Genomic DNA, 24,921 nt, shown 5'->3' with positions numbered 1-24,921 from the left:
GTGGGGGCCGGATTCGGGGTGGGGGGTCGGGCTGTTCGCGGGAGGTCTGGAGGCATAGCGGTGGGCGGGGTCGAGGGGTGGGGCTACTCGTTCGTGAACTCTTCCATCACCGTGGCTCCCAGCTCTCGGACGATCAGTTCGTGGCCGGAGAGGGCTGATTCGTCGAGGTCCGGGTCGTCGTCTTCCGGGGTGTCGTCCTCGGCGGAGACCATGCGGGGGGCGGGGGCCTGGGGCGTGGGGGGTTGGGCGGGCGCCGGGGACTGTGCCGATGAGGGATTGGGGGTGGGCGGGGGCGTGGACTGGGCGGACGTCGGGCGGGGGGCCGGTGCCGCGGGGGCCGGGGTGCCGTAGCCGCCGGCCGGGGCTCCGCCGTAGCCGCCTGCTGTGCCGCCGCCTGCGCCGCCGTAGGGACCGCCCTGTTGCGGGGGCGGGGTGCCGCCGCCCGACGGGTCGACGACTGCCTCGATCTTCCACTGGACGTTGAACTGCTCGGCCAGCGCCTGCTTGAGGACGTCCTCGCTGCCGCTGCTGTTGAAGTTGTCCCGCGCCCCGGCGTTGACGAAGCCGATCTGGAGGGTCGTGCCGTCGAAGCCGGTGACCTGCGCGTTCTGGCTGAGCAGGATCCAGGTGAAGCGGCGGCGGTTCTTGACCACTTCCAGGATGTTCGGCCAGAGGGTGCGGGGGTCGGGGCCGCCGGCCGGGGGGGCTTGGGCGGGGGCCGCGGCTTGGGGTGCGGGGGCCTGTGCGGTGGTGGGCGCGGGGGTGTTGCGCGCGGGGGCCGGGGGTTGGCCGCCACCTGCCGGGGCGGCCGTGGGCCAGCCGCCGGGGCGCCTGCCGCTGCCCGCGGCCGTGGCGGTGGGCCAGGCGCCGGGGGCGGGGGCCGCGGGTTGTGCCTGGGGTTGGGGTTGGGGCTGTGGGGGCTCCGGGGTGGGCGGGGTGTGCGCGGCCGGTGGGGTATGGGCGGCAGGTGCCGGGGTCTGCTCCGCCGGCATCGCGGGCGGGGGCGTGCCGGGTGCGCCCGGCCCTCGTACGGCCGCGCGCGCGGCGGCGGCTCCGCCGCCCGGGGGGACGGGGGCCTGAGCCTGGGCCTGGGCCTGCGCAGGGGGCTGCGCCTGGATGTGGGCGTCGGGGCCGGGGACGTAGCCCATGGTGGGCGCTGCGGCGGCGCCCGAGAAGTTGACGCCGCGCTCCAGGCGGTCGAGGCGAGCCATGACGGACTGCTCGTCGCCGTAGGCGGCGGGGAGCATCACGCGGGCGCAGATCAGCTCCAGTTGGAGGCGGGGCGAGGTAGCGCCGCGCATCTCGGTGAGGCCGGTGTTGACGAGGTCGGCGGCGCGGCTGAGTTCGGCGGCGCCGAAGGTGCCCGCCTGGGCCTGCATGCGTTCCAGGACGTCGGCCGGGGCGTCGATGAGGCCCTTCTCTACGGCGTCCGGGACGGCGGCGAGGATCACCAGGTCGCGGAGGCGCTCCAGGAGGTCGGCGACGAAGCGGCGCGGGTCGTTGCCGCCGTCGATGATGCGGTCGACGACCTCGAAGGCGGCGGCGCCGTCACCCGTGGCGAAGGCCTCGACGACGGAGTCGAGGAGCGAGGCGTCGGTGTAGCCGAGCAGGGAGGTCGCCATGGCGTACGTCACACCGTCGGTGCTCGCCCCCGCGAGCAACTGGTCCATGACGGACATGGAGTCACGCACGGAACCGGCGCCCGCGCGAACGACGAGCGGCAGCACGCCCTCTTCCACGGGGATGTTCTCCTGGCCGCAGACCTGTCCCAGGTACTCGCGCAGGGTGCCGGGCGGGACGAGCCGGAAGGGATAGTGGTGCGTCCGGGACCGGATCGTCCCGATGACCTTCTCGGGCTCGGTGGTCGCGAAGATGAACTTGAGGTGCTCCGGGGGCTCTTCCACGACCTTGAGCAGCGCGTTGAAGCCCGCCGACGTGACCATGTGGGCCTCGTCGATGATGTAGATCTTGTAACGGCTGCTCGCGGGTCCGAAGAACGCCTTCTCGCGCAGCTCACGGGCGTCGTCCACACCACCGTGCGACGCGGCGTCGATCTCGATGACGTCGATCGAACCCGGTCCGTTCCGCGCGAGGTCGCGGCAGGACAGGCACTCTCCGCAGGGGGTCGGGGTGGGGCCCTTCTCGCAGTTCAGACAGCGGGCCAGGATGCGCGCGCTCGTGGTCTTGCCGCAGCCGCGCGGCCCGCTGAACAGGTACGCGTGATTGACCCGGTTGTTCCGCAGCGCCTGCTGCAACGGGTCGGTTACATGCTCCTGCCCGATGACCTCGGCGAACGACTCCGGGCGATAACGGCGGTACAGCGCGAGAGACGACACGCGTACGAGGTTATAGGCGCCCACTGACAACGCGGGCCGCCGACAGGATCCGCTGCGGCGCTCCCCGCATCCACGCTCCCCGCATCCAGGGCGGCGCTCCCCGCCCCGGGAACGCAAGCGCCCCCCACGCACCCGCCAGAGCCAACCTACCCTTGCTGCCTTCCGGCCCTGGGGGAGTTCAGTCAGATAGCGCCGCGTGAGGGGCTCCGCACAGGCTACAGGATCTGAGCGGGGGGAACGAGTTCGCGAGCACTCCTCAACGTCTTGTATTGTTTGCCGCGGAGGATTCGCCTAGTGGCCTAGGGCGCACGCTTGGAAAGCGTGTTGGGGGCAACCCCTCACGAGTTCGAATCTCGTATCCTCCGCCAGTGCCTCACCGGGCACGATGTCGAAGGGCCCCGCTGTTCGCAGCGGGGCCCTTCGTCGTTGTCCGTCTCAGTTTCCGTCTCAGTTGGCTTTGTTGCCCGCTCCGACGGTTTCGTTGTCCGCTCCGGCCGGCTCCCAAAGAGCGTCGCCGACTTGTTGGGCGACCTTCCGCAGAAGAGTTCCGGTGACGTGCATGTAGCGAGCGCGCATCCTGGCCGCTCCCCCGGGCTCCCAACCCATGATCGCGTCCACCACGACGTCCGGGACGCCGAGAATCAGGAGGACGGTCGCGGCGGTGTGGCGAGCGTCATGAAGACGGCCGTCCCGCACACCCGCGTCCCTGAGAAGCCGCTTCCAGATGTGGAAGTCGGTGTTCGGGCTGAGCGGGCCACCGGTCGGGGAGGCGAAGACGTATCCCTTGCCCTCCCAGTCGGTACCTGCCTCGCTCCGCTCCTTCTCCTGCTGCTCCTGGTGCTGGCGGAGAAGCTTGATCAGCGGATCGGGGAGGCCGATCGTGCGGCGTCCGGCGCGGGACTTGGTGGACTTGTGCTCTCGGCGGGTCTGCTGCTTCTGGGGGCAGTAACCGGCCTTCCGGCCGCACGGGTTGTCTCCGCAGCCGTGTGCGTACTTGGGACGAAGACGGTTCTTGCGGATGCGGACGTATCCCGCCTCCACGTCGACGTCTTCCCAGTGGAGCCCGAGCGCCTCCCCTTGCCGGAGGCCGAGCGCCAGGGCGACGACCCAACGCGTGCTGTTGCGGAGCTTGGCGGCCTCGACGAGGAGGCTCTGAACCTCCTCGATCGTGAACGGCTCGATGTCCTCTTCTTCGAGACGCGGAGCCTTGGCGATCTCGGCAACGTTGGTGACCACGTGACCACGCCGCTTGGCCTCACCGAGTGCGACTCGGATCGTCCGATGAGCATGGTGAGCGGTGCCGGCGGAGCTCCCGGATTCCTGCATCTTCCGGTAGAAGCGCTCCAGGTGCTCGGGCTCCAACTTGTCGAGCTTGTGAGCGCCCAGGCCCGGCACGAGGTGAACGCGCACGTCGACCTCGTACCCGTCGTACGTGTTCTCGGAGACGTACGGCTTGGCGATGTTCTCGACCCAGTGCTCAAGCCAGGCTTGCAGCGTCCAGCTCTGGCCCGGCTTCCGGAGCTTCTTGTCGTCACGCGCCCGCTCCATTTCGCGGACAGCCCGGGTCACTTCGGCCTTGGACTTGCGCTCGATGTGGCGGCGGTCCGGGGTGCCGTCATCCCGGACGCCGACCGTCACTCGACCGTGCCACTTCCCGTCCTTGCCGAGGTAGATGGACGAGGCCCCGTTGGGCTGTCGTGTGCGCGGCTTCTTCTCTGGCATGACGTCCCTCTCAGGCCGCTTCAGCGGGTCGGTGACGGAGCTTGGTGACGTAGGCGGGCACGGCGTCGGCCGGGACTCGACGGAGCCGCCCTACCGTGACGGACTCGATCTCTCCGGCACGTACGAGCCGGAAGCACGTCGTACGGCCGATGCGGAGCCGTCTGGCCGCCTCTTCCACGGTCAGGAGGGCCAGGGAAGGATCAGCGCTGTCCGGGGTGCTCGCCGATACTCGGGGATCAACCACGTGTGGGCTCTCCTTCCGTTCCGGGGGCGGGTTCGAGGGACGCGGCGAGCCAGGTCTCGCCAGCGCTGAGACCGGTTCCGGCGAACATCCAGTGGGCGAGGACGAGCGTGGTTTCGCCGTCCTGTGGAACGGGCGGTACGGCCTGTGCACGGCGCCAGTCGGCACGGGCGGTACGGAGGGCGCCGAGGGTGGTCGAGTAGCGGCGGGACTTGGTGGAGAAGTGGCCGCGGAAGCCGAGCATGTGAGCCCAGGCCCTCAGGCGGAGGTCTGCCAGCTCGGGGCGAGCGCCCAGCGCCCAGGCCATCCGGATCAGGCGTCGGGCGTGATCGGTGATCCGGGCCTGTGCCAGCTCGGCGAGGAAGCGGATGGGGCGGTCGAGCGTGCCGGTCGCCGCTTCCGCGCCCTTGGTGGCGTACTTGGCGATGTACGCCGCTACCGCTCGCTCGGTCAGCTCCTGGCCGCCGTCGAAGTCGGCCGAGCGGATCGGACGGACGTCGAGTTGTCGCCCGAAGGCGAAACGGTGGGCCCTGCCGTCGTTCTCCGGGCCGTCGATACGTGCGGCGGTCGCGGCGGCATGGATGGCGTCGGTCAGCAGCTCGGCCGTGGCCCAGGCCGGGGCCGGGGTGTCGCCGCCTTCCGGGCCGTCGAGGCGGATCACCGCGTGGAAGTGGACGGCCCCGCGCTTCTGGTACTCGGCGACCTTTGCGAACGAGATGCGGGCATGGTGGCGGAGGGTGCGTTGGGTGAGGCCGGCGCGCTTGGCGACCTCACGGCGGAGGTAGATCGAGAAGCGACGCCAGAGTGCTCCGGCGTGTGCGTTCCAGAGCACGGCCGCTTCGTAGTCGTAGGTGTCCGGGTCGAGCGGAGTGCCGAGTACGGCGTCCTCCTGGTCGTGGTGGGTGCCGCAGCGGCAGGGGCGGCCATCGGTGCGGCGGTTGTGGACCGGGCCGAAGCCGGGGGCGGTGAAGGTGGCGAAGACGCGTGGGTGGGTGGAGACCTGTTCCGATGTGCCCTTGCCGCCGCGCAGTCCGGCGGTGATCAGGTGGAAGGTGTCGCGCCGGTAGGTCTCGGCGCAGGCGGCGCAGCGGGTCGCACGACGGTTGTTGCAGCGGACGAGGAGCTGACCGGCGGGGAGGGCCCCTGAGTCGAGTTGGTTCAGGACTCGGCCGATCTCGCCGGTTGCAGTGTTCACCGTGTACTCCGTGCGGTGGCCGTCGAGGCGGACCGGGTGGGTGCAGCCACCCAGGCCGGACAGTTGGCGGGCCAGCTCGGGCATGGTGCCGAGGGAGGCCAGCATGGAGAGTTCCGCCAACGGTGGCGGAGTCTGCCGGGTGATGATGAGGGTTCCTTTCGGCTGTTTCTGCGGTTGGGAGGGACGGCCCTGGGGCGGCGGGATGCTTGGCGGCGTTGTCACCGCCCCGGGGCCGGTCAGCGCTTGTGCGCGTTGGTGACGAGGGAGCGCAGGACCACGGCGGCGATGGCCACGGACACGGCCGATACGGCGACGGCCGCCAGGAGCGCGGTGAGCACGATCCCTACGACGACCACGGCGGCGACCGCACCCACGTAGGGAGTGAGCTGACGTCCGGTGGACTGCACCGGAGCTTGTACCTGGTGCTGCGTGGTGACGGCCGGGGGCAAGTGCGGAGTGTCGGGGAGCTGCGGACGGAACAACACGGCGTACCTCCTTGTCACTTGTCGGTGCCGTTGACGACGCCGACCCCTGAACGGGTGCCGGTCTCGATGGCGGGGGCGAGGAAGGTGTGCGAGAGCCAGAAGCCGAACAGTGCGATCACGACGGCGACCCAGAGGCGGACACCGAGGAACTTGATCGCGGTCCAGGCGATGACGCCCAGAACGAAGACGAGCGGGAGCGAGACGGTCACGGGATCTCCTCAGCGGACGCGGCAGCGGTGGGTGCGGGCGGCCAGTTCGGCGGCAGCGCGGCTGTCGTAGTCGGTGGCGAAGCCGCAGCGCGGGGCCGTACAGGCGGCGGTGTGCTTTTCGGCGCCCCGGTAGTCGTAGTACGTGGCGACCTGGACGGGTCCGATTCGGACGACCCTGCGGAAGCGGGGGTTGGCGGGCATCAGGCCGCCTCCTTCGAGTTCTCGTCGGTGAAGTCGGTGACGTGGTCGATGAGCCAGCGGCGGATTTCCTCGCCCTCGTGGTGGTCGGCGGTGAGGATCACCGGTTCGGCGATGAGCACGGCTTCGGTGAAGCGGTTCTGTCGGGTCAGCTCGGCAGCACGGTTGAGCGCGCGGAGCGTGGTCGGACGCACGGTTGGAAGTTCTCCCGGGGTCAGGTGAGTTGGGTGGCAATGGCTTCGGCGAGCGGCATCGGGACGCCGAGTCGGGCGCGAAGCGTCGAGGTGTCGATGGCGGTTCCGGTCCGGGTGCGGTGTTCGCCGGCGACCTTGCGAGCCATGGCGACGAGCGCGGGCGGGACGGAAGTTGCAGGGAGCGGAGCGGGTTCAGGCTTCGACTCCGGTTCCGTGATGGGCAGTTCGGGAGTTGAGATGGGCGGGGCCGTGGCTTCTTCCGCTACCACCGGGGTCCCTTCGGACCTCGGGGCTTCGTGGGCGAGCAGCGTTCCGCCGAGGAAGGCGACGGCCGGCCACCCGGCGACGAGGATGCGGAGCCAGGCCGGTACTGCGTTCAGGTCGAGTAGTCCGGCGGTGGAGACGTTGGCGCCGAGCGATGCGGTCAGTGCGACCAGGAACCAGCACCACCCGGCCGTTTTCGCCCCGCCGGAGCGGAGCCGCCGCCAGGCCGCCACCAACAGGAGGTCGACGGAGACCGGGTAGGCCCAGGCTTTCCATCCGTGCTGTCCAGCGGCAGAGGCAAGGTCGTGCAGGTGGGCGAAGGACAGGGCAGCGGCGATGAGTGCTTGGACGAGTACGGCGTCGAGGCGGAGCGGAAGCCGCATCAGCGCTCCTCGTCCGGCTCCTGGTCGCAGTCGTCGGCCAGGGCGGCGGCGTAGGCCTCCAGAGCTTTGACGTAGTCGGCGCAGGCAGCGGCCAGGTCGCGGGCGAAGGTCAGGTGATCGGCGATCGGTACCCGGTCGAAGGCGGAGACTGACAGGGAGTGGTCTTCTCCGTCGAGGGTGAGGATGGGAGCGCGGTTCGTGCCGTACTCACTGAGTCGAACGGTGGTGTCGGCGTCCGCGTAGAAGGACATTGAGGCGGTCACAGGGTGTCCTCTCTTGTTTGGGCATGGGTTGGGTAGGGACTTGGCGCGGGACGTCCGCGCCGGCCGTTGGAGCGGGTGCGCTTACTCGGTGACCGGGTGAGGCGAAGCCACCGACCCGGATGCCTCTGCGGGCATGGGCGGGACGTAGGGCCGGAAGGGCGTGAATGCCGGTACGTCGGGGGCGAGTTGTGCCGTCTCGCGGCAGATGGCCGCAGCGTCTGCGAGGGTCAGGTGCGGGGTTCGGATGCGGGACCATCCGCCGGATGTGTCGCCGACGACGGCTAGGCCGGGGCGTTCCGGGGCGATGGCGCAGGCGGCGTAGACCGCTTCAGGAGCGATGTCACCGAGCGCCATCTTGGCGGAGGCTTCGTCGTTGACGCGGTGGCAGACGCGGCCCGTGAGCTGGGCGCGGAGCATGGTCGCACCCTTGCCCAGTTCGGCGCCGAAGCGTTGGCCGCAGACCTCCAGATAGATGCCGGCGGCACGGCCGAGTTGAGCGAGCCGGATGAGGTGCGTCACCATCTCGTCCCGCCGCTCTTCTTCCTTCTTCGTTGCGATGAGGAAGAGTTCGGCCACTTCGTCAATGAACAGCACGATGGGAGCGGGACGTTCGCGTTCCGGCAGACCCCAGATGTCCGACGTGATCAGCTCTTCCGGAGTGCCGAGGGCGATGCCCTGCCGTGCCTTGATCAGGTCGTAGCGGTCCTCCATTTCCTTGACGAGCACGGGAAGCAGTTCGGCCGCCTGGTCGGGATCGGTCGCCAGCGCGGAGAGCCGGGCGGCGAAGGGCGCCAGCTCGACGCCCCGCTTGCAGTCGATGCCGAGAAGGACAACCGGCTGAGCAGCCAACTTCGTGAGCAGGTTCCGCAGGTACATGGACTTGCCGGACAGCGTGGCGCCGAGGACGAGTTCATGCGGTACGGCGCGGTAGTCGCGTACGAACGCGGTGGCGTCCTCCCGCAGAGCCACCGGTAGCCGTAGGAAGTCAGCAGCGGTTCGGCGCGGCATGCGCACCTTGCGTAGGACGTCGAACCCGACGAGTCGCAGTTCGACGACACCGGGCTTGACGTCCCGGACGTACACGGCATGTACGCCCCACGCGTGACGGAGCCGTTCCGCCGAGGCGGCGACGTCCGCCGGTTCCTGTCCCGGAGCCAGCCGAAGCCGGATTCGGAGGCCCGTCGAGGTCGGTCGGATCACGCCCCGGCGAGGCGGAACGGGCCGTACCTCACGGCGAGTTGTCGCCTTGACGGCGAGCGCCCGCCAACGGGACGGTTCGACCGTCAGGCCGCAGGCGTCCATGGTCGACGTATACGAGCCCAGCAGCCGGGCCACCGAGACTGGCAGCCCGACCGTGGACCAGTACGCCGCCGGGTACGCGTGCCGGGCGTAGGCAGCGCCGCCTATCGCAGCGAGCGACCCGCCCAGCTCGGCCAGCGTCACGAGGTCGGTCACGTCGATCAGACCGCCTCAGCCATGGGGAAGGCACCCGGAGCAACGGCCGTGGCGCGGAAAGCGATGCCGTGCCGCTGCTGGCCGTTGAACACGCTCTCCCACGGCCGGGCGACGAGCCCCGGCAGGGACACCGGAGCGCCGACGGTCAGGCCCTCCGTCACGCCGCTTTCAGGGATGGTGACCTGGACGATCGACGAGTCTCCCCCGTCGATGTAGACGACGCCCACAGTCATCAGCGCTTCACCGCTCACGGCGTCCTTGGCGATCTCACCGGTCTGCCGGTCGCGCACCTTCGGTGCCGGCGCTTCGGTGAGAAGGATCGTGGCGGACGAGGCGTCAACTCGGATTGCACGCACAGAGAGTTCTCCTTTGAGATCGACAACCCGTCGCATGACAGGTTGACTTAGCAAGTTCGAAGTTAGAGTTGCCAGGTTGACTTGTCAAGTCACTTGGCGAGTAGCCTTCAACCACATCCTGGGAATCACGTACAGGGTCTACCGCCTGGCCAGCCGTCAACCACACACATGAGCCAGAGCCAGAGAATCCGTCAGCTCAACCGGTAGGTGTCTTCGAGTTCCTGCCCATCAGCGGGAAGCAGCACGTCAGAGGCCTGCAACGCCTGGCCCGACGCGTCGCGCGCGATGACGAGGACGCTGAGCACAGGGACACCGTCAGGCAGGCCGAGTAGCTGAGCTTCTCCGCTGTCCGGCAGTCGTGCCGAGACGCGTTCCGTCACGTGGTCGAAGCGGACCTTCTTCCGCGCTTCCAGGTGCGCACGGGTACCACCACTCAGGGGTGCGGCACTCTCCAGTTCAGTGCCCTCGATCAGGCTCGCGGGGAAGTACGACGAGACCAGCTCGACGGGTTCGCCGTCCTCCTCAACCAGAAATCGGCGCATGAGGACCTTGGCACGCTTCGGCAACCCGAGTGCGGAGGCGACGCGCGCCGGAACGGAGACACGGCCGACCTCAACCAGCCGCCCCGGGGCTTGGGACTCATCACGGGTGAGCGCTGCACTCCCCCGGCGGTCCTTCTGCTCGACGACAGCGGGACGACCGCGCACGATCGTGCCGTACCCCTGCCGGGACTCCAGCCAGCCGTCACGCTTCAGCAGCTCCAGCGCCCGGACGACGGTCGGGCGGGACATCCCGAAAGCCTGTACCAGCTGGTTTTCACTGGGTACGCGGGTTCCGGGGGCGTATGTGCCGTCCTCGATGCGACCCTGAAGGGTCTGAGCGAGGCGAACGTACTTCGGTGCCTCCACGTCATACGCCATGAACGCCGCCGCCTGTCGAGATTGGCCAAGTCAACCGGTCAACCAGACTAGCGGCAGCGAACGGGGAAGAGAACCCAGACGCCTCTTCAGGCCGGCCAGGCATCGGCCACTACGAAGGAGACGACCGTGCCGCCGAAGCGACTGGGCCCGGAGTGCCACGACTCGGCGATGGAGTCGACCAGCAGCAGTCCGCGCCCGTGCGCGTCGTTCGCGTCCGGGTGCCGCAACCGCACGTTCGCGGGAAATCCGGGGTTGTGGACCTCGACCCGGAGCGAGGCCCCGTCCCGGAACCACTCCACCCGCACGACCCACGGTTCGTCAGCCCGCCCGTAGCGGATGGCATTGGTCACGAGTTCCGAGATCATCAGCGCACAGTCCTCGACCGAGCAGGCCGGGTTGTACGGGGCGATGAACTTCCGGAACCAGCGTCGGGCCCGAGGGACGGACTCCGGAGTCGGATGCAGGCTCATCGCACCGAGTCGCGGTGAGTCCCCAGAGGGGTGGTGGTCGATCGCGTAGGTCATCCGCGTTCACTCCTTGCCGCTGCCGTCGCAGTCGAGGCAGCGCCGCTTCGATGTGGCACGGGTGCGGTCAGCAGCAGCGGCGAGCGCCAGGGAAGTACGCGAACTGACACGCTTCCAACCACGTCCCCGACAACTCCGGCAAGGTAAGCGCGCTCCCTGGTCCGGCTCCTGACTCGTCACTCCGTGCCCCCTTCCGATCAAGTGGCCTTAGCCACTTAATGGATAGTGGCATTAGCCACTTGCGACGCGCAAGCGATTCAACGAAGTGACGACCCATCAGGTAAGCGGATACCCCTGCTCGAACGCCCAGCGATGCGGGGGATAGGTGGCTTCGGCGAACTCCAACGGCCGGTCCTGGAGGTCGAAGACGACGTGATGCACGATCAACGCGGCGGAGCCTGGCTCAAGTTGAAGGTCAACTACCTCCTCCTCGGTCGCCGGCCGGGCACACATGCGGTCCTCCGCGTAACTCCCTTGCCGTCCCGTCAGGTTCTCGACGTACATCAAGGTGCCCTCTTGGATCCGCTCCGGCTCCAGAAGCTTGGGCGCCCGCTGCCCGACGTCCGGCGCGAACCACGAGGTGGACAGCGAGAGAGGCCCGTCCTGGTTGTTCGTGACGCGCCGACGATGCACGGCCCGTCGATCCTTCACGAGGCCCAACGCCTCAGCAACGTGGTCCGGCGCGTCCAGCCACCCGGCCGACGTGATCACTGCGTACTCACCGGGCGTGTAGATCTTCCCGGTCTGCCGGGCCCGCCCGTACAACTCCCGTGCCCGCCGGTTCACTTCGAGACTCCGCACGTATGTGCCGGACCCCTGCCGCTTCTCGACGAGCCCCTGATGGCTCAGCGCCTCCAACGACCGCGCCGCCGTCGGCCGGGACACCTTCCAGTCCGCCGCCAACTGCCGTTCCGAAGGAACCTCGTCCCCCGGCCGTAGGTCACCCCGAAGGATCTGATCGCGGATGAAGTGTGCGATCTGGAGATACTTCGGCTGAGCCTCCTCAATCTGAGGCATGTCCCCTCCTCGTCCAAGTGGCTATAGCCTCTAGCCACTATAGGGTGAGTGGTCAAGGACCGACCCCGTACGCTTGGGCACCATGACGCGGTTGATCGTCGCAGCAGGAGGAGGGGGCGACGCAGTCGCCGCCGCAATGCTTGACGCCGCCCTTTACGGCGACGAGGGCGACCATGCAGTGATCCTCACGTACGCGTGGGACCGCCTGCTGGTCGACCCGGTACCAGGCCCCAGAGGAGTCGACGACTTCACCGGCCTCGAAGTGATCACCCCGGCCGTCTGGAAGGTGCCGGCGAAGGCTCGCCCGATCGCTCCGGCAGGTTCGACGCTCCCACGGCTCGCGGCAGAACTCCCGCACACGTTCGCGCTGATCGATCCAAGGCAAGGCGCCGAGGGTGTCACGCGCCAAGTCGAAGAACTGGTCACCCGCTTGCGGCCGACCACAATCGATCTCCTGGACGTCGGCGGCGATGTGTTGGCCCGAGGCAACGAGCCAACTCTGAAGAGCCCTCTCGCCGACTCCTTGACGCTGGCTGCGTGCGGTCAAGTGAACGCGCCGATCCGGCTGTTGGTCGCAGGGCCCGGCTTGGACGGCGAGCTGCCACACAAGGACTTGCGCGGCATACTCGGCCCAGTCGTCCACACGTTCACGGCAAAGGACGCGGAACCGATCGGCTCGGTCCTGGAGTGGCATCCCTCCGAGGCGACAGGGATGCTCGCTGCAACAGCGCGGGGCGTAAGGGGCACATGCGAGGTCCGAGACGCGGGACTTCCCATATCCCTTACCGACGAGAGCCCAGCGGTCCACCTGGTCGACCTGGACGAGGCCCTGAGCCGCAACGAGTTGGCTCGCGCCATCATGACGACAACCACCCTGGGCGAGGTAGAGGCACTGAGCCGCGAGGTCTGCGGCTTCTCCGAAATCGACTACGAGCGCAACAAGGCGACGTGGCTTAAGGACCAGCCTGCGGAAGAGTTCGACCCCGGCACGGTGCTGTCTCAGCTCGAACGCTTCGAGAACGAGGCCAGAAGCCGCGGAGTCACTCACACGACGTTCCGCCGCCTCGCTGAAGCACTCGGCCTTCCTGGCAGCCAGCGAGAAGCACTACGGTCGCTACTCCTGGAGACCGCGCCGGAGCAGTACGCGGCTCCGCTGTGGGATCTCACCGCCACTGAGACCCCATCATCGTGAGCGTGTTCAGGAGCGACCTCGACTTGGCTGTGCATGACGCCACCGGCACCGGAGCCGAAGCTGACGTTGCCCTGAACCTAGTGACCGGCAACATCAGGCTGTCGATCCTCTGGACCCAAGAGATGCAGCTTTCTCCAGAGGACGCCGAGCAGGTAGCCCAAGCCCTTCAGCGAGCCGCAGCGGAATCCCGACACATGGCAGCAGCCTCGAAGCCTGAGAGCTCACCAGGCCCACAACGCCCATCGGACGCCTGAGTTACAACCTTCCTTACGGGTTCAAGCCCCGGCTGCGCTCCGCTCCGCCGGGCGCGCTCTCGGCTCCGCTGCGGGCGCCGCTCCTGCCTTCGGCTCGCTCCGCCCGCGCTGCGCCGACGCGCGCCCACGTGGGGGTCCGGGGTGATGGGTGAGCACCGTACGCGCGCCACTGTCCGGGCAATGCCTCCGGCGGGGGATCAGCCGGCACCGGGATGGAGGGGGCGCCGTGCGCGACTGCGGGCCCGTAGGGGTGTGCGTGGGGTGCTTCCATCCCGACCACCATCGACCCAGGCAGAGCCGAGCAGACGCGGCCCATGGCGTCCAGGTCGTTCGTACAGTGGCGCGCTCCACCTGGACGCCATGAACCACGCCCGCTCCACGGTGTGTGGGTCGACGGCGGACGGGATGGAAGCGGGGCGAGTGGTGGGCCAGGACGTTGGGGAACACGTCTGTGGATACTTTCCAGCCAACGTTAACGGGTGCACTGTAGCCACACGTTGACTACACAGTGTAGATACACCCTGACCTCGTAACCAGCGCCAACGCCGAAATGCCTCGCACCATAGAACTGGCCTGACGCCAAGCGCTTTGTTGCTGGAAGTGAACGCTTCCCTGGTGACTGAATTGGGCCGTAGGCGAGCCGCTGCTACGGTCTCCGAGCGGATCAGCTCACCCGGCAGGAACAACTGTCAAGCGGTCTCACGTAGTTCATGTGCAGGCCCTGCTAGGGTTGCGCAACTTCACACCGAAGACCCGTACGGCGCGTCCGACAAGACACAGCGCCATACGGGTCACCGATACATGAAAGGAAGTCATGTCTGAGCATGACGAACCTCTACCGCTCTCAAAGACGGGCAACACTTGTTGCCCGTCTCAGAATAGTACACCCGGGGCAATGGGCAGAGCAGTCAAGGCCCCCAACACAGCCGTGATGATCTCTGCACTCGCCAATCTGATCACTGCCCTGACAGGCCTCGCGGCCGTGCTGTACCGGAGCTGACCTACCCCACCACCGTGCCCCTGCCGTGCCCGATCAGCCGGGAAGCAACGGGGAATGACGGTCGCTCACAGGCAGCGTGTACTAGAACGGCCCCCGACCGAGTTACCTGGTCAGGGGCCGTTCACCCGCGGTGGGTGTGGGATTTGAACCCACGGTCACATCGCTGCGACGACGGTTTTCAAGATTGATCATGCTGGCAGGTGCGGCACTACGGCGCTCCTCCCCAGCCACGCGTCAACAGCCGCCTTGCTGGCCTCTCTAAGCTCGGTTTCGAGATCCCACATCTTGCTCGCGATGGTTTCAACATCGATGACAGCGAACTGGCGCTCTTCAAAGCCCTTCCTGTAACGGCTTCGACAGACGTGGAACACGCGATGATCCGGCGGGCTACCGCCAGGCCGGCCTACGCACCCCTCACCGGGCAGGACGCACTCCGCACGCCATTCGCCGTGAACCATTAGGTTGCGCAATCGGTTCACCTCCTGTGCGGCGAGAAGGGCCGAACGGATTCGCTGCGAGTTCGCCGTCGGCCAACGACGCATCTCCTCAAGCTGTCCCAACAGCGCTATGCCATTTGAGACAAGCCATTCCACCGACTGCCCCTCAAAGACGATCCAGCCAGCATCATCGTTCCCTGCCAGCTCAGAAACGACGTATCGGAGGCGCGACTCCATGTCAGCGCTCGCCACGACGAGCTGCCCGAGGGCAGGGTAGAGATCTTCGAAGTCGTAGGCCACGCTGGGTGAATCGGTCATGACCATCACCTTCCCGCACCTGGCCCTGACGGCGCGTCGCAATTACAAGGTTGGGCATGATAAGCCGTGCCCCTCTCGTGCCAGACAACGGGGGTGCACCAAGGTGGCACCGCCGGCAGCGCCGCACGACCGTCTGAGCAGCCGAGCAGACCGCAGCGACCGTCCGGCCCGTAGTTCGCATCGAAGGGCTGAGCGCCGCATAACGTCCAGTAGGCCTGAAGATTTAATCCCCGAGGCTGCTGATTCCAACTGGTGGTGCTGAACGCGCTCATTGACGCTCCACCGCTTCATGGGCTAGTCGCTGTCGTAATCGGGCGGCAGCTGAGAGGACATGGCCATAATGAGAGTCATGAAGATTGACTCACCCAAATCCCGGAGTCGCACAATAGCCTCTTCAGTCGAAATCTCATATTCCTGTCTAAATCTCTTCTCAAGCTCCACGCCCGCAGCTTTGATTTTCTTCACAGCCTCTTGCGCAGCAGCATCCTGCTCAACCTGACGGCGATTAATTAGAAACTGAGTAACAAGTGCCGTAATGAAAAGCGGCGCCACAACGTTGGTTGCAATCTTCACAAATATCGCAATTCCAGAAATCGGCGTAAGGGCGGACCCTGCGCCATTGAAGAGCGAGTAGTACGCCACCTGTAGATAGCTTGGATGTCCCGAGTAAGAGAAGGCCACAGGGTCAATTTTAAGAATCGCCCAGTTAATTGCCGAGAATGCAACCGTTCCCTGCAGGTAAAGACTAACGTACGCGACCATGCTCAAGATGAATGCCGCAGCACTCTTCCTGTATTTCTCCAGTTGATAGGCCCAGTAATACGTTGCCCTGCTGCACAGCACCGCCATTCCCAAGTTCGATTGGAACGTGACCAGCTGAGCGGCACTAAACTTCTCAACGCTGGCATCCCTGAGCTGCGGGCTGACCGAAGTAACTTGAGCAATGAAACCTGCACTGGAGACCTGATCGATCAGCTTTTGCTGAGACTTGAGAAAGTGCGAGGGCCTCACTGAGAACCAAATTGTTCGAGCCATGAGAAGAAAGAAATAGAGACCCAAATAGGCTGCACAAAGAGCCAAAACCACATGATTGGAGGCCACAGCCACTCCCACAAGAGCAAGAATGGCACAGAATCGCGTCGTCACATTGAATTTAAGATGCCCGACCGCCGTGGCAGCCACGTTGACAAAGGTGAATACCGCAACCCAACTCTTCGCCTTATAGAGCCATTTGGGAACTTTCCAAAACGCGACAACAAAGGGGAAAAAACCCACGTAGAGATATTTCATCCGCCGCCCTTTCGAAAATAGGACGAGCAGCACAAAAATGCCACCGGCGAATAGGAAGCGGTAGCTGATAATTGAGCCAGCGCCCGGAAAGAATCTTTCGATCAGATAGTTGTCAACATCAAAGACAAAGAGCTTGAAGAAAACATAAATCCAAACAAAGGAGCCAGCGCCGTCGAGCAGGCGGAACGTCCACTTGGGCCATGCCTTCCAACGGCTCTCGAAGCTGGGCTCCTCCCCCTCGCTCGCCACCCCATTGCTAGGCGCAGCCTGAACTGAGAGATCGATCTTGGACCACAGGCTATCCACGCTCACGAGCGCCTCCGCTGAATGATGCACTTCTGCGCGAGGTTGGGTAGACGAACGTGGAATGTCCGAGCCTGCGCGTTTCCAGCGTAGCGGCCAGGTCTGACAGTTGAGGTCCCGTCAGTTCAGCACCTCTACAGCGCCTGGGTCCCCCCATCCGTCGGCAGTCCATGTCGAGGACAGAGTTCGGAACCGAGACCAATGAAGTGTCTCTCCAACTGCCGCAACCGGGGCAGCCTCTGGTGTCGCGGGCGGTGGAAAAGTCCCCGCCAGGGCGACGATCCGCAACGCCTCGACAACCTCACCATCAGTCACGGCACAGCCTCTCAGCCGGGCTATCGGACGTGCCAGATATGTGCCAGATCCTGCGGAGAACCACGGGGAACAGCGGGGAACAAGTCGGCGACCGCCTCCGCACCGTTCCAGGTCCACCGCAGGTCAGGATAGGTAGCGCCCTCAGAGAACCCAAGCTTCCCAAGCTCAGTGTGCGGACGGCGCTGACGCAGACCATGCCTTCCGATACGGTCCCGAGCCATGGCGGATGGCAAGAGCGTGCCGGAGAAGGTGGCGTGGCTCCTGGTCGTGGACGACCGGGTATTGGTGACGCGCAGTCACGGCAGAGATCGCTTCTACCTTCCGGGCGGTCATCGTGAGCCGGGCGAGTCCGACAGCGAGACCCTGGTGCGGGAGATCGACGAGGAACTGCGGGCGGCGATCGACCCCGGTTCCATGGTGCACTTCGGCACCTTCGAGATCGGCGAGGGCCATCCGGATCACGACCCCTTCCGGATGATCTGCTACACCGCCGACCACCACGGTGAGCTGACCCCGTCGAGGGAGATCGCCGAGAAGGCGTGGTTCCGCTATGCCGACCGGGACCGGGTCTCAGCCGTCGACGAGATGGCCTTCGACGCGCTTCACGAGGCCGGACGGCTTCCCTGATCCCGTGACCGCGGCCTCTACCGTCGCTGCTGCGGCCCTCTTCTACGTCACGGCCGCGCCGCAACCGCACCAGATCGGGGTGGGAACAACGGGGAATCACAGGGAAAGTGCACCGGACCGAAGAGGCCGACACACACCCGTTCACGCAGGTCAACGCTCCAAGTAGCCCCAAATGCATGCAGCTTCCCAAGCTGAAGGTTGGCAACGACTGCACCGTACGGCCAGATCACGACCTCATACGATCAGCCGTCATGGCAGACACAGACGGAGAACTCGGTTGGCTGGAGCAGTGGTACCAAGCTCAGTGCGACGGCGATTGGGAACACGAATGGGGCGTTCGCATCGCAACGCTCGACAACCCGGGCTGGACAGTGCACATCGACCTTGAGGAGACGACGCTCTCCGGCCGGCCCTATGTGAGAACGGACATCCAACGCAGCCACTCCGACTGGGTGATGGCGAAGGTGTCGGACGACGTCTTTGACGCGTCCTGTGGCCCTCTCAACCTCAGCGAAGTACTCCGCCTGTTCCGCGAATGGGCCACGTCAGTCAGCCAGGAGCCCTAGCCGCCCGACCAGCGCGGGCAGGGGTGGCCCGTCTCAATTTCCGTCTCATTCAGCCCCGTTCACGACCGTTCAGGCGAGACCCACAACCCTCCCAGTGTCGACTACCGACCGCCCATGAACCCAGGTGAACGCCCCCGTACGCACCCCACCACCCCACCCCCACAGTTGGAAAGCGTGTTGGGGGCAACCCCTCACGAGTTCGAATCTCGTATCCTCCGCCATTGCTCTCACCGGGCAATACGTCGAAGGGCCCCACCGCTTGCGGTGGGGCCCTTCGACGTTTGGCGTGGCCGTAGCCCGGGCCGTGTTCCGTCTTGAGCCAGGTGACCAGTCCATGTGCTCGGTCAGGGGCGAGGCGCGGATGAGGTCCTTCCACTCCGCGATCGGTCGGCCGTACTTCTTCTCGATCGAGGGGAAGTAGCTCGCGGGGCCCTTCACGGGTTCGGCCGTGGCTGCGCTTCCGTTCGTCTGCGGCGTGGTGGTGCTGCCTGTACGACCTGGACCGAGGCGCGAATACATCGGTCGGGAAGGCGCGATCCACGCCACAGTAAAGATCGAACGTCTGTCCTTGCCCCTCGTTAGAATTCGCTCGCCCCAAGAGCCCTCGTGAGCACCACAGGGACGGGGCCTGCGCTTTCCAGGGGGGAACGCATGCTTCACACGTCCATCAGGGAACAACACCGAAGACGACACGCGTCCAGGGGGGCCACTTCGCTTCTCGCGCTGATCGTCGCCGTCCTGGCCTCGTTCACCGCACAGAACGGCACGGCTTCCGCCGTGGCCGTGCCGACCCCGAAGACCACGGCCGCGACCTCCGGGCCCGCGACACCGAAGTCACCGAAGTCACCGAAGTCACCGGAGAAGAAGGCGGCTCCCGAGGCGCTGCACGCCACCGCCGCGCGCGAGATCGGCCGTAGCGACGCGGCCGACACCTGCTCCGGGGCGATTGAGTCGGGAATGGTCTACACCTGCTCCGCCGGGCCCGAGGGCGGCGCGAGCTTCACCTTCGCCCTGCCGAACCCCGACGACCTGGTGTTCCTCCAGGTCGTCTCCACCGATGACCAGCCCCAGTACCCGACGCTCATCGCACCGGACGGTTCGACGGTCACCTGCGACCGGCCCGACGGCGCGTACGGGGCGGCACGGTGTCCGACGAGCCGGGCCGGTACGTACACCGTGCAGGCCGGGGCCGCGCCGAGTGGCTTCTCGGTGTCGTACACGGCTCTGCTGTCCGGCACTTCCTGCACCGCGGTCTCCAAGGACGACACCGCCCTCGGGGCGCCGAAGTCCCTCGCCGACACGCTTACCGCCGGGTCCGCCGGCCACTGCTTCGGCCTGCCGTCCGCCGCCGGGGACGTTCTGCGGAGCCATCTGTCCGCTTGGCAGGTGACCGGGACCGTCTACGACGCCACCGGCACGGAGGTCTGCACGACCCGTGAGAACAACGCCACGGACTTCGACTGCACCCTCAAGGGCAACGCACCGTTCCGTGTGCTGACGAACCAGTCGTACGCGGCGAGCATGGACTACAGCCTCACGTCGGCCCGCCTCTCCGCTCCCGCCGGCTGCCCCACCGTCCAGCCGCTGGCCTACGGCACGGTCCCGGACGCCACGTCCACCGCGCGCTGCCGCGTCCTGCACGTACCCGCCTCCGGGCCCTATCTCTTCGACACCGTCGGCGACAGCGTCTCCGGGAGCCTCTACGCCACCGACGGCACGTCCCGCTGCACCCCCACGCTGCTCGCCCCCTGCACCCTGACCTCAGGTGATTACACCTGGGCGCGCGACGGGCGCAGCAGCGCCCCGGCCGCCTTCGGGGTCCGGCTGTACGCGACGAACCTGACGCAGGGCTGCACCGCCGTACGCGACGACGGCTTCGCCTCCGGCGCGGTGAAGGGTGCCTTCGGCGGACCGGGCGAGCAGCAGTGTCTGTCCCTCCCGACAGCCACCGGCCACGGCCTCTACCTGATCGACCGGACACCGGACGGCGGAGTCAACCCGAGCTACCGAGTGTTCGACGCCAAGGGCATCGCGCAGTGCGACAACGACGACTCCCCGGTGATCTGCAAGCTGACCGGGACCGCCCCGTTCCACGCGGTGCTCTCGGGTTCCGCCGCAGGTGAGTACCAGCTCGCCGTCCAGGACACCGGGAAGACCGCGGGCTGCACGGCCTGGCCGCAGTCGGCGTTCGACGGCACCTGGGGCGTGTCGGTTCCGCTCACCAGCACGACCCAGGCCGTGTGCCTGGGCATCGCCGCCGACCAGCACTCCACCGCCGAAATGTTCGACTACACGAACAACACCAACAGGGTGAACGCCGCGGTGCGGGTGTTCGACGGCGCCGGCAACGAGCTGTGCACCACTGTCGGCGGCTCCACGACCACCTGCCGGTTCACGGCCGGTGTCGGCTACACGGCCCTGCTGACGGGCACCGGCGCCTCGGACACGTACAAGCTGGTCCGCCGGGACATCTCTTCGACGGCGAAGTGCGCCGCTCCGGCCTCGCTCACCGTCGGTGGAGCCTCCACGTCCTTCACCCTCGACTCCGCACTGGACAGCCGGTGTCTGCGTGTCACTGCAGCGGCCACGGACAAGCTCTGGATGTCCGCGCGGACCCCGACGGCCGCCCGGAACACGGGCGTGGTGCTGAAGGTGGTCGACGCCTCGGGCACGAGCGTGTGCCGGCAGTGGGGCGTCTCCTGCCGCGTCACCGGCTCGACCTCGTACATCGTCATCATCCTGGCCTCGGGGTACGACGAGACCCCCATTTCCGCACACGTCGACACCTGGCGCGTCGGCACCGCCTCGGGCTGGGCCCCGGAGTGCACGGCGAACAAGGTGTCCCCGCAGGGCTTTTCCGTGCGGAGCGGCACGTTCACCGAGTCCGCAACCGCGTACTGCGCCGTGATCCCCATGCAGCCGTCGCAGCGCTTCCAGGTGTACGGCACCCAGAGCAGCAGCACGGGCACCCCGTGGGTGAGCCTGCTGAGCACCACCCGCTTCGCCGGCACGAGCGCCGACTACTCCTACCAGTGCAACGGTGACAACGCCGGTGTCTTCAGCTACTCCTGCCTCACCACCTCCAGCGCCTCCGCGGGCGACTACCTGATGCTGGTGAGCCCGTACCAGGCGGACACTCCGGTCGAGTACTCCATGCAGGGTGTCTGCAAGAGCGGCTGCACCACTCAGCCGAAGTCGGCCGACGTCACCTCGCTTGGCCCGACGAGCGGACCTGCCGGGACGTCCAACCAGGTTGTGCTGCACGGCGCGAACCTGACCCTCGGCACCCAGGTGGAACTCCGGTCCGGGGACGACTCCCGCACCGCCGAGCCGGTCTCCGTCAGCGCCGATGGCACCACGCTCACCGTGCGGCTCGGTACGTACGACCTCCCTCCGGGCGCGTACGACCTGGTGATCGACAACGTCGGGTACACATCCGGCATCCCGTCACCCGGCTACCTTCCGGGCGCCTATACCGTCACCGCCGCACCGGCGGCGACCCACAACCGCCTCGTCCCGGTCTCGCCGACGCGCTTCCTGGACACCCGCAACGGCACCGGCGCCCCCAGGGCACGGGTCGGCGCGGGCGGAATCGTCGAGCTCAAGGTCGCCGGGACGCACGGTATCCCCGCCACCGGGGTCACCGCCGTCGTCATGAACGTCACCGCCGTCCGGCCCACCGGCAACGGCCACGTCGACGTGTACCCCGCCGGTCAGCCGCTGCCGACCGTCTCCAGCGTCAACTACACGGCGCCGCAGACCATCGCCAACCTGGTGACGGTTCCCGTACGGAACGGATCGGTGAACCTGCGCAACAGTGCGGGCTCCGTCGACCTCCTCGCCGACGTCACGGGCTACTACGCGGAGGGGAGTTCAGGTTCGGCCTTGACGCCGGTCTCGCCGACGCGCTTCCTGGACACCCGCAACGGCACCGGCGCCCCCAAGGCGCGGATCGGCGCGGGCGGAATCGTCGAGCTCAAGGTCGCCGGGACGCACGGTATCCCCGCCACCGGGGTCACCGCCGTCGTCATGAACGTCACCGCCGTCCGGCCCACCACCGGGGGCTACATCACCGTGTACCCCGACGGCCAGTCGCTGCCGGCCGTATCCAACATCAACTTCCCCGCCGGCCGGACGATCCCCAACATGGTCGTCGCCCCGGTCGTGAACGGTTCGGTGGACCTGCGCAACAGTGCGGGCTCCGTCGACCTCCTCGCCGATGTCACGGGATACTTCTCCGCCACCGGTTCGACCTTCACCCCGGCGGGCCCGCTGCGGCTACTGGACACACGCAGCGGACTGGGTGCCCGGCCCGGAGCCGTCGCCCCGGGCGGTCTGGTCAGCCTCCCGGTCACCGGTACGGCCGGCGTCCCCTCCTCCGGGGTCACGGCAGTGGTGCTCACCGTGACGGTCACGGCGCCTTCGGCCGGGGGATATCTGACGGTCCACCCGCACGGTCTGCCGGAGCCCGGGGTCTCGAACCTCAACTTCGGCGCAGGGCAGACTATTTCCAACATGGTCGTGGTGCCGGTGGTTGACGGACGGGTCACCTTCGCCAACCACACCGGTTCGGTCCAGGTCATCGCCGACCTGGCCGGGTACTACAGCAGCTGACCACCAGGTCGGGGGCGGGGCTCGCACCGCCCCCGACCGCTCCCTGTACACACCGAAACTGCCGCGCGCTCCGGCGAACGTCGGCCGGGCTGCGGTGTGCTCTCTGCTCGTGCGCTGATCCGGCGGGCGAGTGCGAGCGGGCCTACTGCGGCGAGGGCGCCCGCGGCGAGTGCCGTCCACCCTGAAGGCGCCCTGGTAGCGGCCGCGGGCGTGGACCGGGGCGAGGCCGGCGACGACCGAGGCGGCGATGCCGGCCGCGGAGTCCTCGCCCAGCGACCGGACGACCACCGACACCGCGAAGCGCGGTAGGCGTCGGCCCCACATCCGGAACGGATCATCCTCACCGAACCACTCCGCTTCCCGGCCGCGGCTCCTGAAACGTCTCCCGGTAACACCGCCCCTGCGCGATAACAGCCGCGAACGTATGCCGCGGCACCCCAGCCAGTCCGACATGCCCTTTTGCCGATCAAGCTCATGGAACGGGAGGCAATCGTCCCGCTTGCCGATGACTCGAATCGCCATCCTCGGCTCGCCATGGAGATCGATTCCCCCCTCATCAACCACCCGCCTCCAGGCTCGGAGTCAACCTGCTAGGCAGCACGAAACGCGATGCGTCAAGTGGGGCCTGCCCAGGCAGAACGCGACCGTCTCTGGTCTCACTTCCGGTCTCATTCGCCCACGTTCAGGGCCGTTCAGAAGATCGCGTGCAAGGCGCTTCAGCGCAGTTCAGGACGTTCCTGATGTTCCGTGAACCTCTGGACGAAGACTTGGAAAGCGTGTTGGGGGCAACCCCTCACGTGTTCGAATCTCGTATCCTCCGCCAGTGCCTCACCGGGCACGATGTCGAAGGGCCCCACCGTTCGCGGTGGGGCCCTTCGTCGTGTGTGCGTCGCGGTGTTGGGTGTGGTCAGGTGGAATTATGGGGCCCTGGGCGTAATGAACTGGCCGAGAACATCGCGCACAGGAGGAGCGTGCCGATGCTGACCAGGCGGCCGTGGGTCGCGCGGTCGGCGGGGATCCGCGAGGTCACCCGGCCGAGCGGTGTCCGTATCCGGGCGTCGGCCGCGGAGCGCCGCTGGTACTCGATCGCCGCGTTGAGCGAACGGAAGAGGTCACCGGGGCTGAGCTGGTCGACTTCACTCCAGGCGGCCCCCGGTGGGCCGCCCGGACGGATGCTCGCTGATCTCGGTCACGACCGGCGCGACGGTATGGCTGCTGTTACGGACGCCGTCCCGGACCAGCACGCTGCGGCGCTCCCTGCTCGGGCGGGAGTGGGAGGGATCGACGGGAACATCGTCAGGGCGCCGTGTGGGCGCAGGCCCGGCACCTTCTCGTACCCGTGCCCGGCCCTGATGTCCCGCATGGTGTCGACGCGCGGCTCGGCGGCGAGCCCGTCTCGCCCAACTCCTGGACGAGGGGGAAGTTGTGGCTGTCGGCCACCGGAAGGGTGTCGGCGTGCGCGACATTGTCTACGGCCTCCTGGGTCGACCGGGCGCGACGAAATCAAAGTGCGGGTAGCTCGCCAATTAAATTCACGCCGAGCGTTTCTCGCCCCGACCGACGTTCTCATTGATCACCCACCCGGAAAGTCGAGTGGTGTTCCTGGGGTGATGGTTCACGGGATGTGCAGCTTGCCTGAGCGGTAGCTGTTCAGGGTCAGTTCCACTCGGAGGAACTGCGGGCTGGGCAGCGAGTTGAGCGGGTACCACGCCCAGCTCTCCAGCCGGTTCGGCTCGTTCACGACGGGAGTGCCCTCGGACTCCGCGACGACCTTGGTGTCGGCGTCGGTGTAATGCCGTCCGTCCTCACGGTCGTTGGACACGCACAGCAGACTGAGGCCGCGCACTTCTAGGTCGCTCTCCTCGCTGAGCCTCCCGGGCAGCGGCCTCCTCCAACGACAGGGAGACACATGCGCCGTCGTGCTAACCCGAGGGTGTCGTCCGTCCGGTTCTCACGACAGCGCATCGGCACCTCGGCCCCCTACAGCTGCTGCCCGTCTCGGAGTTGGGCATCGGACACGCGTTTCACGTCGGCGAACCGGGCGTCCTGGCGGACTCCGGCGGCCAGGTCACTCAGGGCGTATGCCGTGTACGTGAACCCGTCCTTCGTGAGGAACCGCGCTCCCCAATTGCCGAAGGTCAGCGAGCCGACACGTGACCAGGGCAGGCGTTGAGTGCCCCAGGGGTTCACCCATGACGATCATGTCCGTCGTGAGTTCCAGACGTACGCGCAGCAGCACCCAC

Annotated in this window: 23 protein-coding genes, 1 tRNA gene, 1 other RNA gene and 2 pseudogenes; 5 read left to right on the top strand and 22 right to left on the bottom strand. The window is 67.2% G+C overall.

Annotation, left to right across the window (positions count from 1 at the left end; translation table 11 throughout):
- Positions 1 to 83 precede the first annotated feature (83 nt).
- Positions 84 to 2,336, bottom strand: a complete 2,253-nt coding sequence (locus tag ACIRB1_RS23015) for a DNA polymerase III subunit gamma and tau (RefSeq protein WP_403466764.1) — start codon at positions 2,334 to 2,336, stop codon at positions 84 to 86.
- A 110-nt stretch (positions 2,337 to 2,446) separates the two neighbouring features.
- An RNA gene (gene ffs, locus ACIRB1_RS23010) (signal recognition particle sRNA small type) lies at positions 2,447 to 2,545 on the bottom strand.
- Positions 2,546 to 2,616: 71 nt separating this feature from the next.
- On the opposite strand from ffs, the gene ACIRB1_RS23005 reads away from it, so the two are divergent.
- Positions 2,617 to 2,704 (top strand) — tRNA-Ser (locus tag ACIRB1_RS23005).
- A gap of 79 nt (positions 2,705 to 2,783) precedes the next feature.
- On the opposite strand, the gene ACIRB1_RS23000 is transcribed toward ACIRB1_RS23005, so the two are convergent.
- From ACIRB1_RS23000 to ACIRB1_RS22935, 14 genes are all read right to left on the bottom strand, one after another.
- Complete coding sequence (locus ACIRB1_RS23000) at positions 2,784 to 4,058, bottom strand: tyrosine-type recombinase/integrase (RefSeq protein ID WP_403466763.1); 1,275 nt, start codon at positions 4,056 to 4,058, stop codon at positions 2,784 to 2,786.
- Between the two features lie 10 nt (positions 4,059 to 4,068).
- A complete protein-coding gene (locus ACIRB1_RS22995; RefSeq protein ID WP_352179707.1) occupies positions 4,069 to 4,302 on the bottom strand; it encodes an excisionase family DNA-binding protein in 234 nt (77 codons plus the stop codon).
- Complete coding sequence (locus ACIRB1_RS22990) at positions 4,295 to 5,599, bottom strand: replication initiator (protein WP_403466761.1); 1,305 nt, start codon at positions 5,597 to 5,599, stop codon at positions 4,295 to 4,297. The genes ACIRB1_RS22995 and ACIRB1_RS22990 overlap by 8 nt, the downstream gene beginning before the upstream one ends.
- A 131-nt stretch (positions 5,600 to 5,730) precedes the next feature.
- Complete coding sequence (locus ACIRB1_RS22985) at positions 5,731 to 5,976, bottom strand: SpdD protein (protein ID WP_403466843.1); 246 nt, start codon at positions 5,974 to 5,976, stop codon at positions 5,731 to 5,733.
- A 17-nt stretch (positions 5,977 to 5,993) separates the two neighbouring features.
- Positions 5,994 to 6,188, bottom strand: coding sequence for a hypothetical protein (locus tag ACIRB1_RS22980; RefSeq protein ID WP_403466760.1), 195 nt, complete (start codon positions 6,186 to 6,188; stop codon positions 5,994 to 5,996).
- Between the two features lie 9 nt (positions 6,189 to 6,197).
- Positions 6,198 to 6,389 (bottom strand): mobile element transfer protein, encoded by a 192-nt coding sequence (locus ACIRB1_RS22975; RefSeq protein WP_403466759.1) that lies wholly within the window; start codon positions 6,387 to 6,389, stop codon positions 6,198 to 6,200.
- Positions 6,389 to 6,580, bottom strand: a complete 192-nt coding sequence (locus ACIRB1_RS22970) for a hypothetical protein (protein ID WP_403466758.1) — start codon at positions 6,578 to 6,580, stop codon at positions 6,389 to 6,391. Before ACIRB1_RS22970 ends, ACIRB1_RS22975 begins: the two co-directional genes overlap by 1 nt.
- A 20-nt stretch (positions 6,581 to 6,600) precedes the next feature.
- Positions 6,601 to 7,227 carry a DUF2637 domain-containing protein gene (locus ACIRB1_RS22965; RefSeq protein WP_403466757.1) on the bottom strand — a complete coding sequence of 209 codons (627 nt, stop codon included), beginning with the start codon at positions 7,225 to 7,227 and terminating at the stop codon, positions 6,601 to 6,603.
- Complete coding sequence (locus tag ACIRB1_RS22960) at positions 7,227 to 7,490, bottom strand: hypothetical protein (RefSeq protein WP_403466756.1); 264 nt, start codon at positions 7,488 to 7,490, stop codon at positions 7,227 to 7,229. Before ACIRB1_RS22960 ends, ACIRB1_RS22965 begins: the two co-directional genes overlap by 1 nt.
- 81 nt (positions 7,491 to 7,571) lie before the next feature.
- Positions 7,572 to 8,945, bottom strand: coding sequence for an FtsK/SpoIIIE domain-containing protein (locus tag ACIRB1_RS22955; protein WP_403466755.1), 1,374 nt, complete (start codon positions 8,943 to 8,945; stop codon positions 7,572 to 7,574).
- Between the two features lie 5 nt (positions 8,946 to 8,950).
- On the bottom strand, positions 8,951 to 9,301 hold the full coding sequence (locus ACIRB1_RS22950) for a hypothetical protein (RefSeq protein ID WP_403466754.1): 351 nt from the start codon (positions 9,299 to 9,301) through the stop codon (positions 8,951 to 8,953).
- A gap of 191 nt (positions 9,302 to 9,492) precedes the next feature.
- Positions 9,493 to 10,221: a GntR family transcriptional regulator gene (locus tag ACIRB1_RS22945; RefSeq protein ID WP_403466753.1), complete on the bottom strand. Its 729-nt coding sequence runs from the start codon at positions 10,219 to 10,221 to the stop codon at positions 9,493 to 9,495.
- Positions 10,222 to 10,307: 86 nt separating this feature from the next.
- The gene (locus tag ACIRB1_RS22940) at positions 10,308 to 10,745 is read right to left on the bottom strand and encodes an ATP-binding protein (protein ID WP_352179719.1); all 438 of its coding nucleotides are present in this window, start codon (positions 10,743 to 10,745) and stop codon (positions 10,308 to 10,310) included.
- A 276-nt stretch (positions 10,746 to 11,021) separates the two neighbouring features.
- Positions 11,022 to 11,762: a GntR family transcriptional regulator gene (locus ACIRB1_RS22935; protein WP_352179720.1), complete on the bottom strand. Its 741-nt coding sequence runs from the start codon at positions 11,760 to 11,762 to the stop codon at positions 11,022 to 11,024.
- 82 nt (positions 11,763 to 11,844) lie between these two features.
- Between ACIRB1_RS22935 and ACIRB1_RS22930 the strand changes: the two genes are divergently transcribed.
- Positions 11,845 to 12,954, top strand: coding sequence for a DUF1152 domain-containing protein (locus tag ACIRB1_RS22930; protein ID WP_403466752.1), 1,110 nt, complete (start codon positions 11,845 to 11,847; stop codon positions 12,952 to 12,954).
- Between the two features lie 1,442 nt (positions 12,955 to 14,396).
- Here the strand turns inward: ACIRB1_RS22930 and ACIRB1_RS22925 are convergent.
- Positions 14,397 to 14,963 carry a hypothetical protein gene (locus ACIRB1_RS22925; RefSeq protein ID WP_403466751.1) on the bottom strand — a complete coding sequence of 189 codons (567 nt, stop codon included), beginning with the start codon at positions 14,961 to 14,963 and terminating at the stop codon, positions 14,397 to 14,399.
- Between the two features lie 294 nt (positions 14,964 to 15,257).
- Positions 15,258 to 16,565, bottom strand: coding sequence for a hypothetical protein (locus ACIRB1_RS22920; RefSeq protein WP_403466750.1), 1,308 nt, complete (start codon positions 16,563 to 16,565; stop codon positions 15,258 to 15,260).
- A 525-nt stretch (positions 16,566 to 17,090) separates the two neighbouring features.
- Here ACIRB1_RS22920 and ACIRB1_RS22915 point away from each other — a divergent pair.
- Positions 17,091 to 17,498 (top strand): NUDIX domain-containing protein, encoded by a 408-nt coding sequence (locus ACIRB1_RS22915; RefSeq protein WP_403466749.1) that lies wholly within the window; start codon positions 17,091 to 17,093, stop codon positions 17,496 to 17,498.
- 251 nt (positions 17,499 to 17,749) lie between these two features.
- Positions 17,750 to 18,064 carry an immunity 53 family protein gene (locus ACIRB1_RS22910; RefSeq protein WP_403466748.1) on the top strand — a complete coding sequence of 105 codons (315 nt, stop codon included), beginning with the start codon at positions 17,750 to 17,752 and terminating at the stop codon, positions 18,062 to 18,064.
- Between the two features lie 283 nt (positions 18,065 to 18,347).
- Here the strand turns inward: ACIRB1_RS22910 and ACIRB1_RS22905 are convergent.
- A pseudogene (locus tag ACIRB1_RS22905) lies at positions 18,348 to 18,583 on the bottom strand (DUF4287 domain-containing protein); the annotation flags it as partial.
- Positions 18,584 to 18,715: 132 nt separating this feature from the next.
- On the opposite strand from ACIRB1_RS22905, the gene ACIRB1_RS22900 reads away from it, so the two are divergent.
- Positions 18,716 to 22,678 (top strand): hypothetical protein, encoded by a 3,963-nt coding sequence (locus ACIRB1_RS22900; protein ID WP_403466747.1) that lies wholly within the window; start codon positions 18,716 to 18,718, stop codon positions 22,676 to 22,678.
- A gap of 358 nt (positions 22,679 to 23,036) precedes the next feature.
- On the opposite strand, the pseudogene ACIRB1_RS22895 reads toward ACIRB1_RS22900, so the two are convergent.
- From ACIRB1_RS22895 to ACIRB1_RS22885, 3 genes and pseudogenes are all read right to left on the bottom strand, one after another.
- Positions 23,037 to 23,117 (bottom strand): annotated as a pseudogene (locus tag ACIRB1_RS22895) (haloacid dehalogenase); the annotation flags it as partial.
- A gap of 1,176 nt (positions 23,118 to 24,293) precedes the next feature.
- The gene (locus ACIRB1_RS22890) at positions 24,294 to 24,500 is read right to left on the bottom strand and encodes a hypothetical protein (protein WP_403466746.1); all 207 of its coding nucleotides are present in this window, start codon (positions 24,498 to 24,500) and stop codon (positions 24,294 to 24,296) included.
- Positions 24,501 to 24,658: 158 nt separating this feature from the next.
- On the bottom strand, positions 24,659 to 24,868 hold the full coding sequence (locus tag ACIRB1_RS22885; RefSeq protein ID WP_403466745.1) for a hypothetical protein: 210 nt from the start codon (positions 24,866 to 24,868) through the stop codon (positions 24,659 to 24,661).
- Between the last annotated feature and the right edge of the window lie 53 nt (positions 24,869 to 24,921).

Origin of the sequence: Streptomyces sp. NPDC096013 (assembly GCF_044763565.1) — a bacterium.
GTDB lineage: Bacteria > Actinomycetota > Actinomycetes > Streptomycetales > Streptomycetaceae > Streptomyces.
The sequence above is the reverse complement of the archived record's forward strand: the minus strand, read 5'-3'. Positions and strand labels throughout refer to the sequence as shown.

What these genes read in the sequence shown, in the direction of transcription:
- ACIRB1_RS22940 (WP_352179719.1), bottom strand. Translation starts at nt 10,745, where the DNA reads ATGACCTACGCGATCGACCACCACCCCTCTGGGGACTCACCGCGACTC.
- ACIRB1_RS22975 (WP_403466759.1), bottom strand. Translation starts at nt 6,389, where the DNA reads ATGCCCGCCAACCCCCGCTTCCGCAGGGTCGTCCGAATCGGACCCGTC.
- ACIRB1_RS22945 (WP_403466753.1), bottom strand. Translation starts at nt 10,221, where the DNA reads ATGGCGTATGACGTGGAGGCACCGAAGTACGTTCGCCTCGCTCAGACC.
- ACIRB1_RS22915 (WP_403466749.1), top strand. Translation starts at nt 17,091, where the DNA reads ATGGCGGATGGCAAGAGCGTGCCGGAGAAGGTGGCGTGGCTCCTGGTC.
- ACIRB1_RS22930 (WP_403466752.1), top strand. Translation starts at nt 11,845, where the DNA reads ATGACGCGGTTGATCGTCGCAGCAGGAGGAGGGGGCGACGCAGTCGCC.
- ACIRB1_RS23000 (WP_403466763.1), bottom strand. Translation starts at nt 4,058, where the DNA reads ATGCCAGAGAAGAAGCCGCGCACACGACAGCCCAACGGGGCCTCGTCC.
- ACIRB1_RS22925 (WP_403466751.1), bottom strand. Translation starts at nt 14,963, where the DNA reads ATGACCGATTCACCCAGCGTGGCCTACGACTTCGAAGATCTCTACCCT.
- ACIRB1_RS22910 (WP_403466748.1), top strand. Translation starts at nt 17,750, where the DNA reads ATGGCAGACACAGACGGAGAACTCGGTTGGCTGGAGCAGTGGTACCAA.
- ACIRB1_RS22935 (WP_352179720.1), bottom strand. Translation starts at nt 11,762, where the DNA reads ATGCCTCAGATTGAGGAGGCTCAGCCGAAGTATCTCCAGATCGCACAC.
- ACIRB1_RS22990 (WP_403466761.1), bottom strand. Translation starts at nt 5,599, where the DNA reads ATGCTGGCCTCCCTCGGCACCATGCCCGAGCTGGCCCGCCAACTGTCC.
- ACIRB1_RS22900 (WP_403466747.1), top strand. Translation starts at nt 18,716, where the DNA reads ATGCTTCACACGTCCATCAGGGAACAACACCGAAGACGACACGCGTCC.
- ACIRB1_RS22965 (WP_403466757.1), bottom strand. Translation starts at nt 7,227, where the DNA reads ATGCGGCTTCCGCTCCGCCTCGACGCCGTACTCGTCCAAGCACTCATC.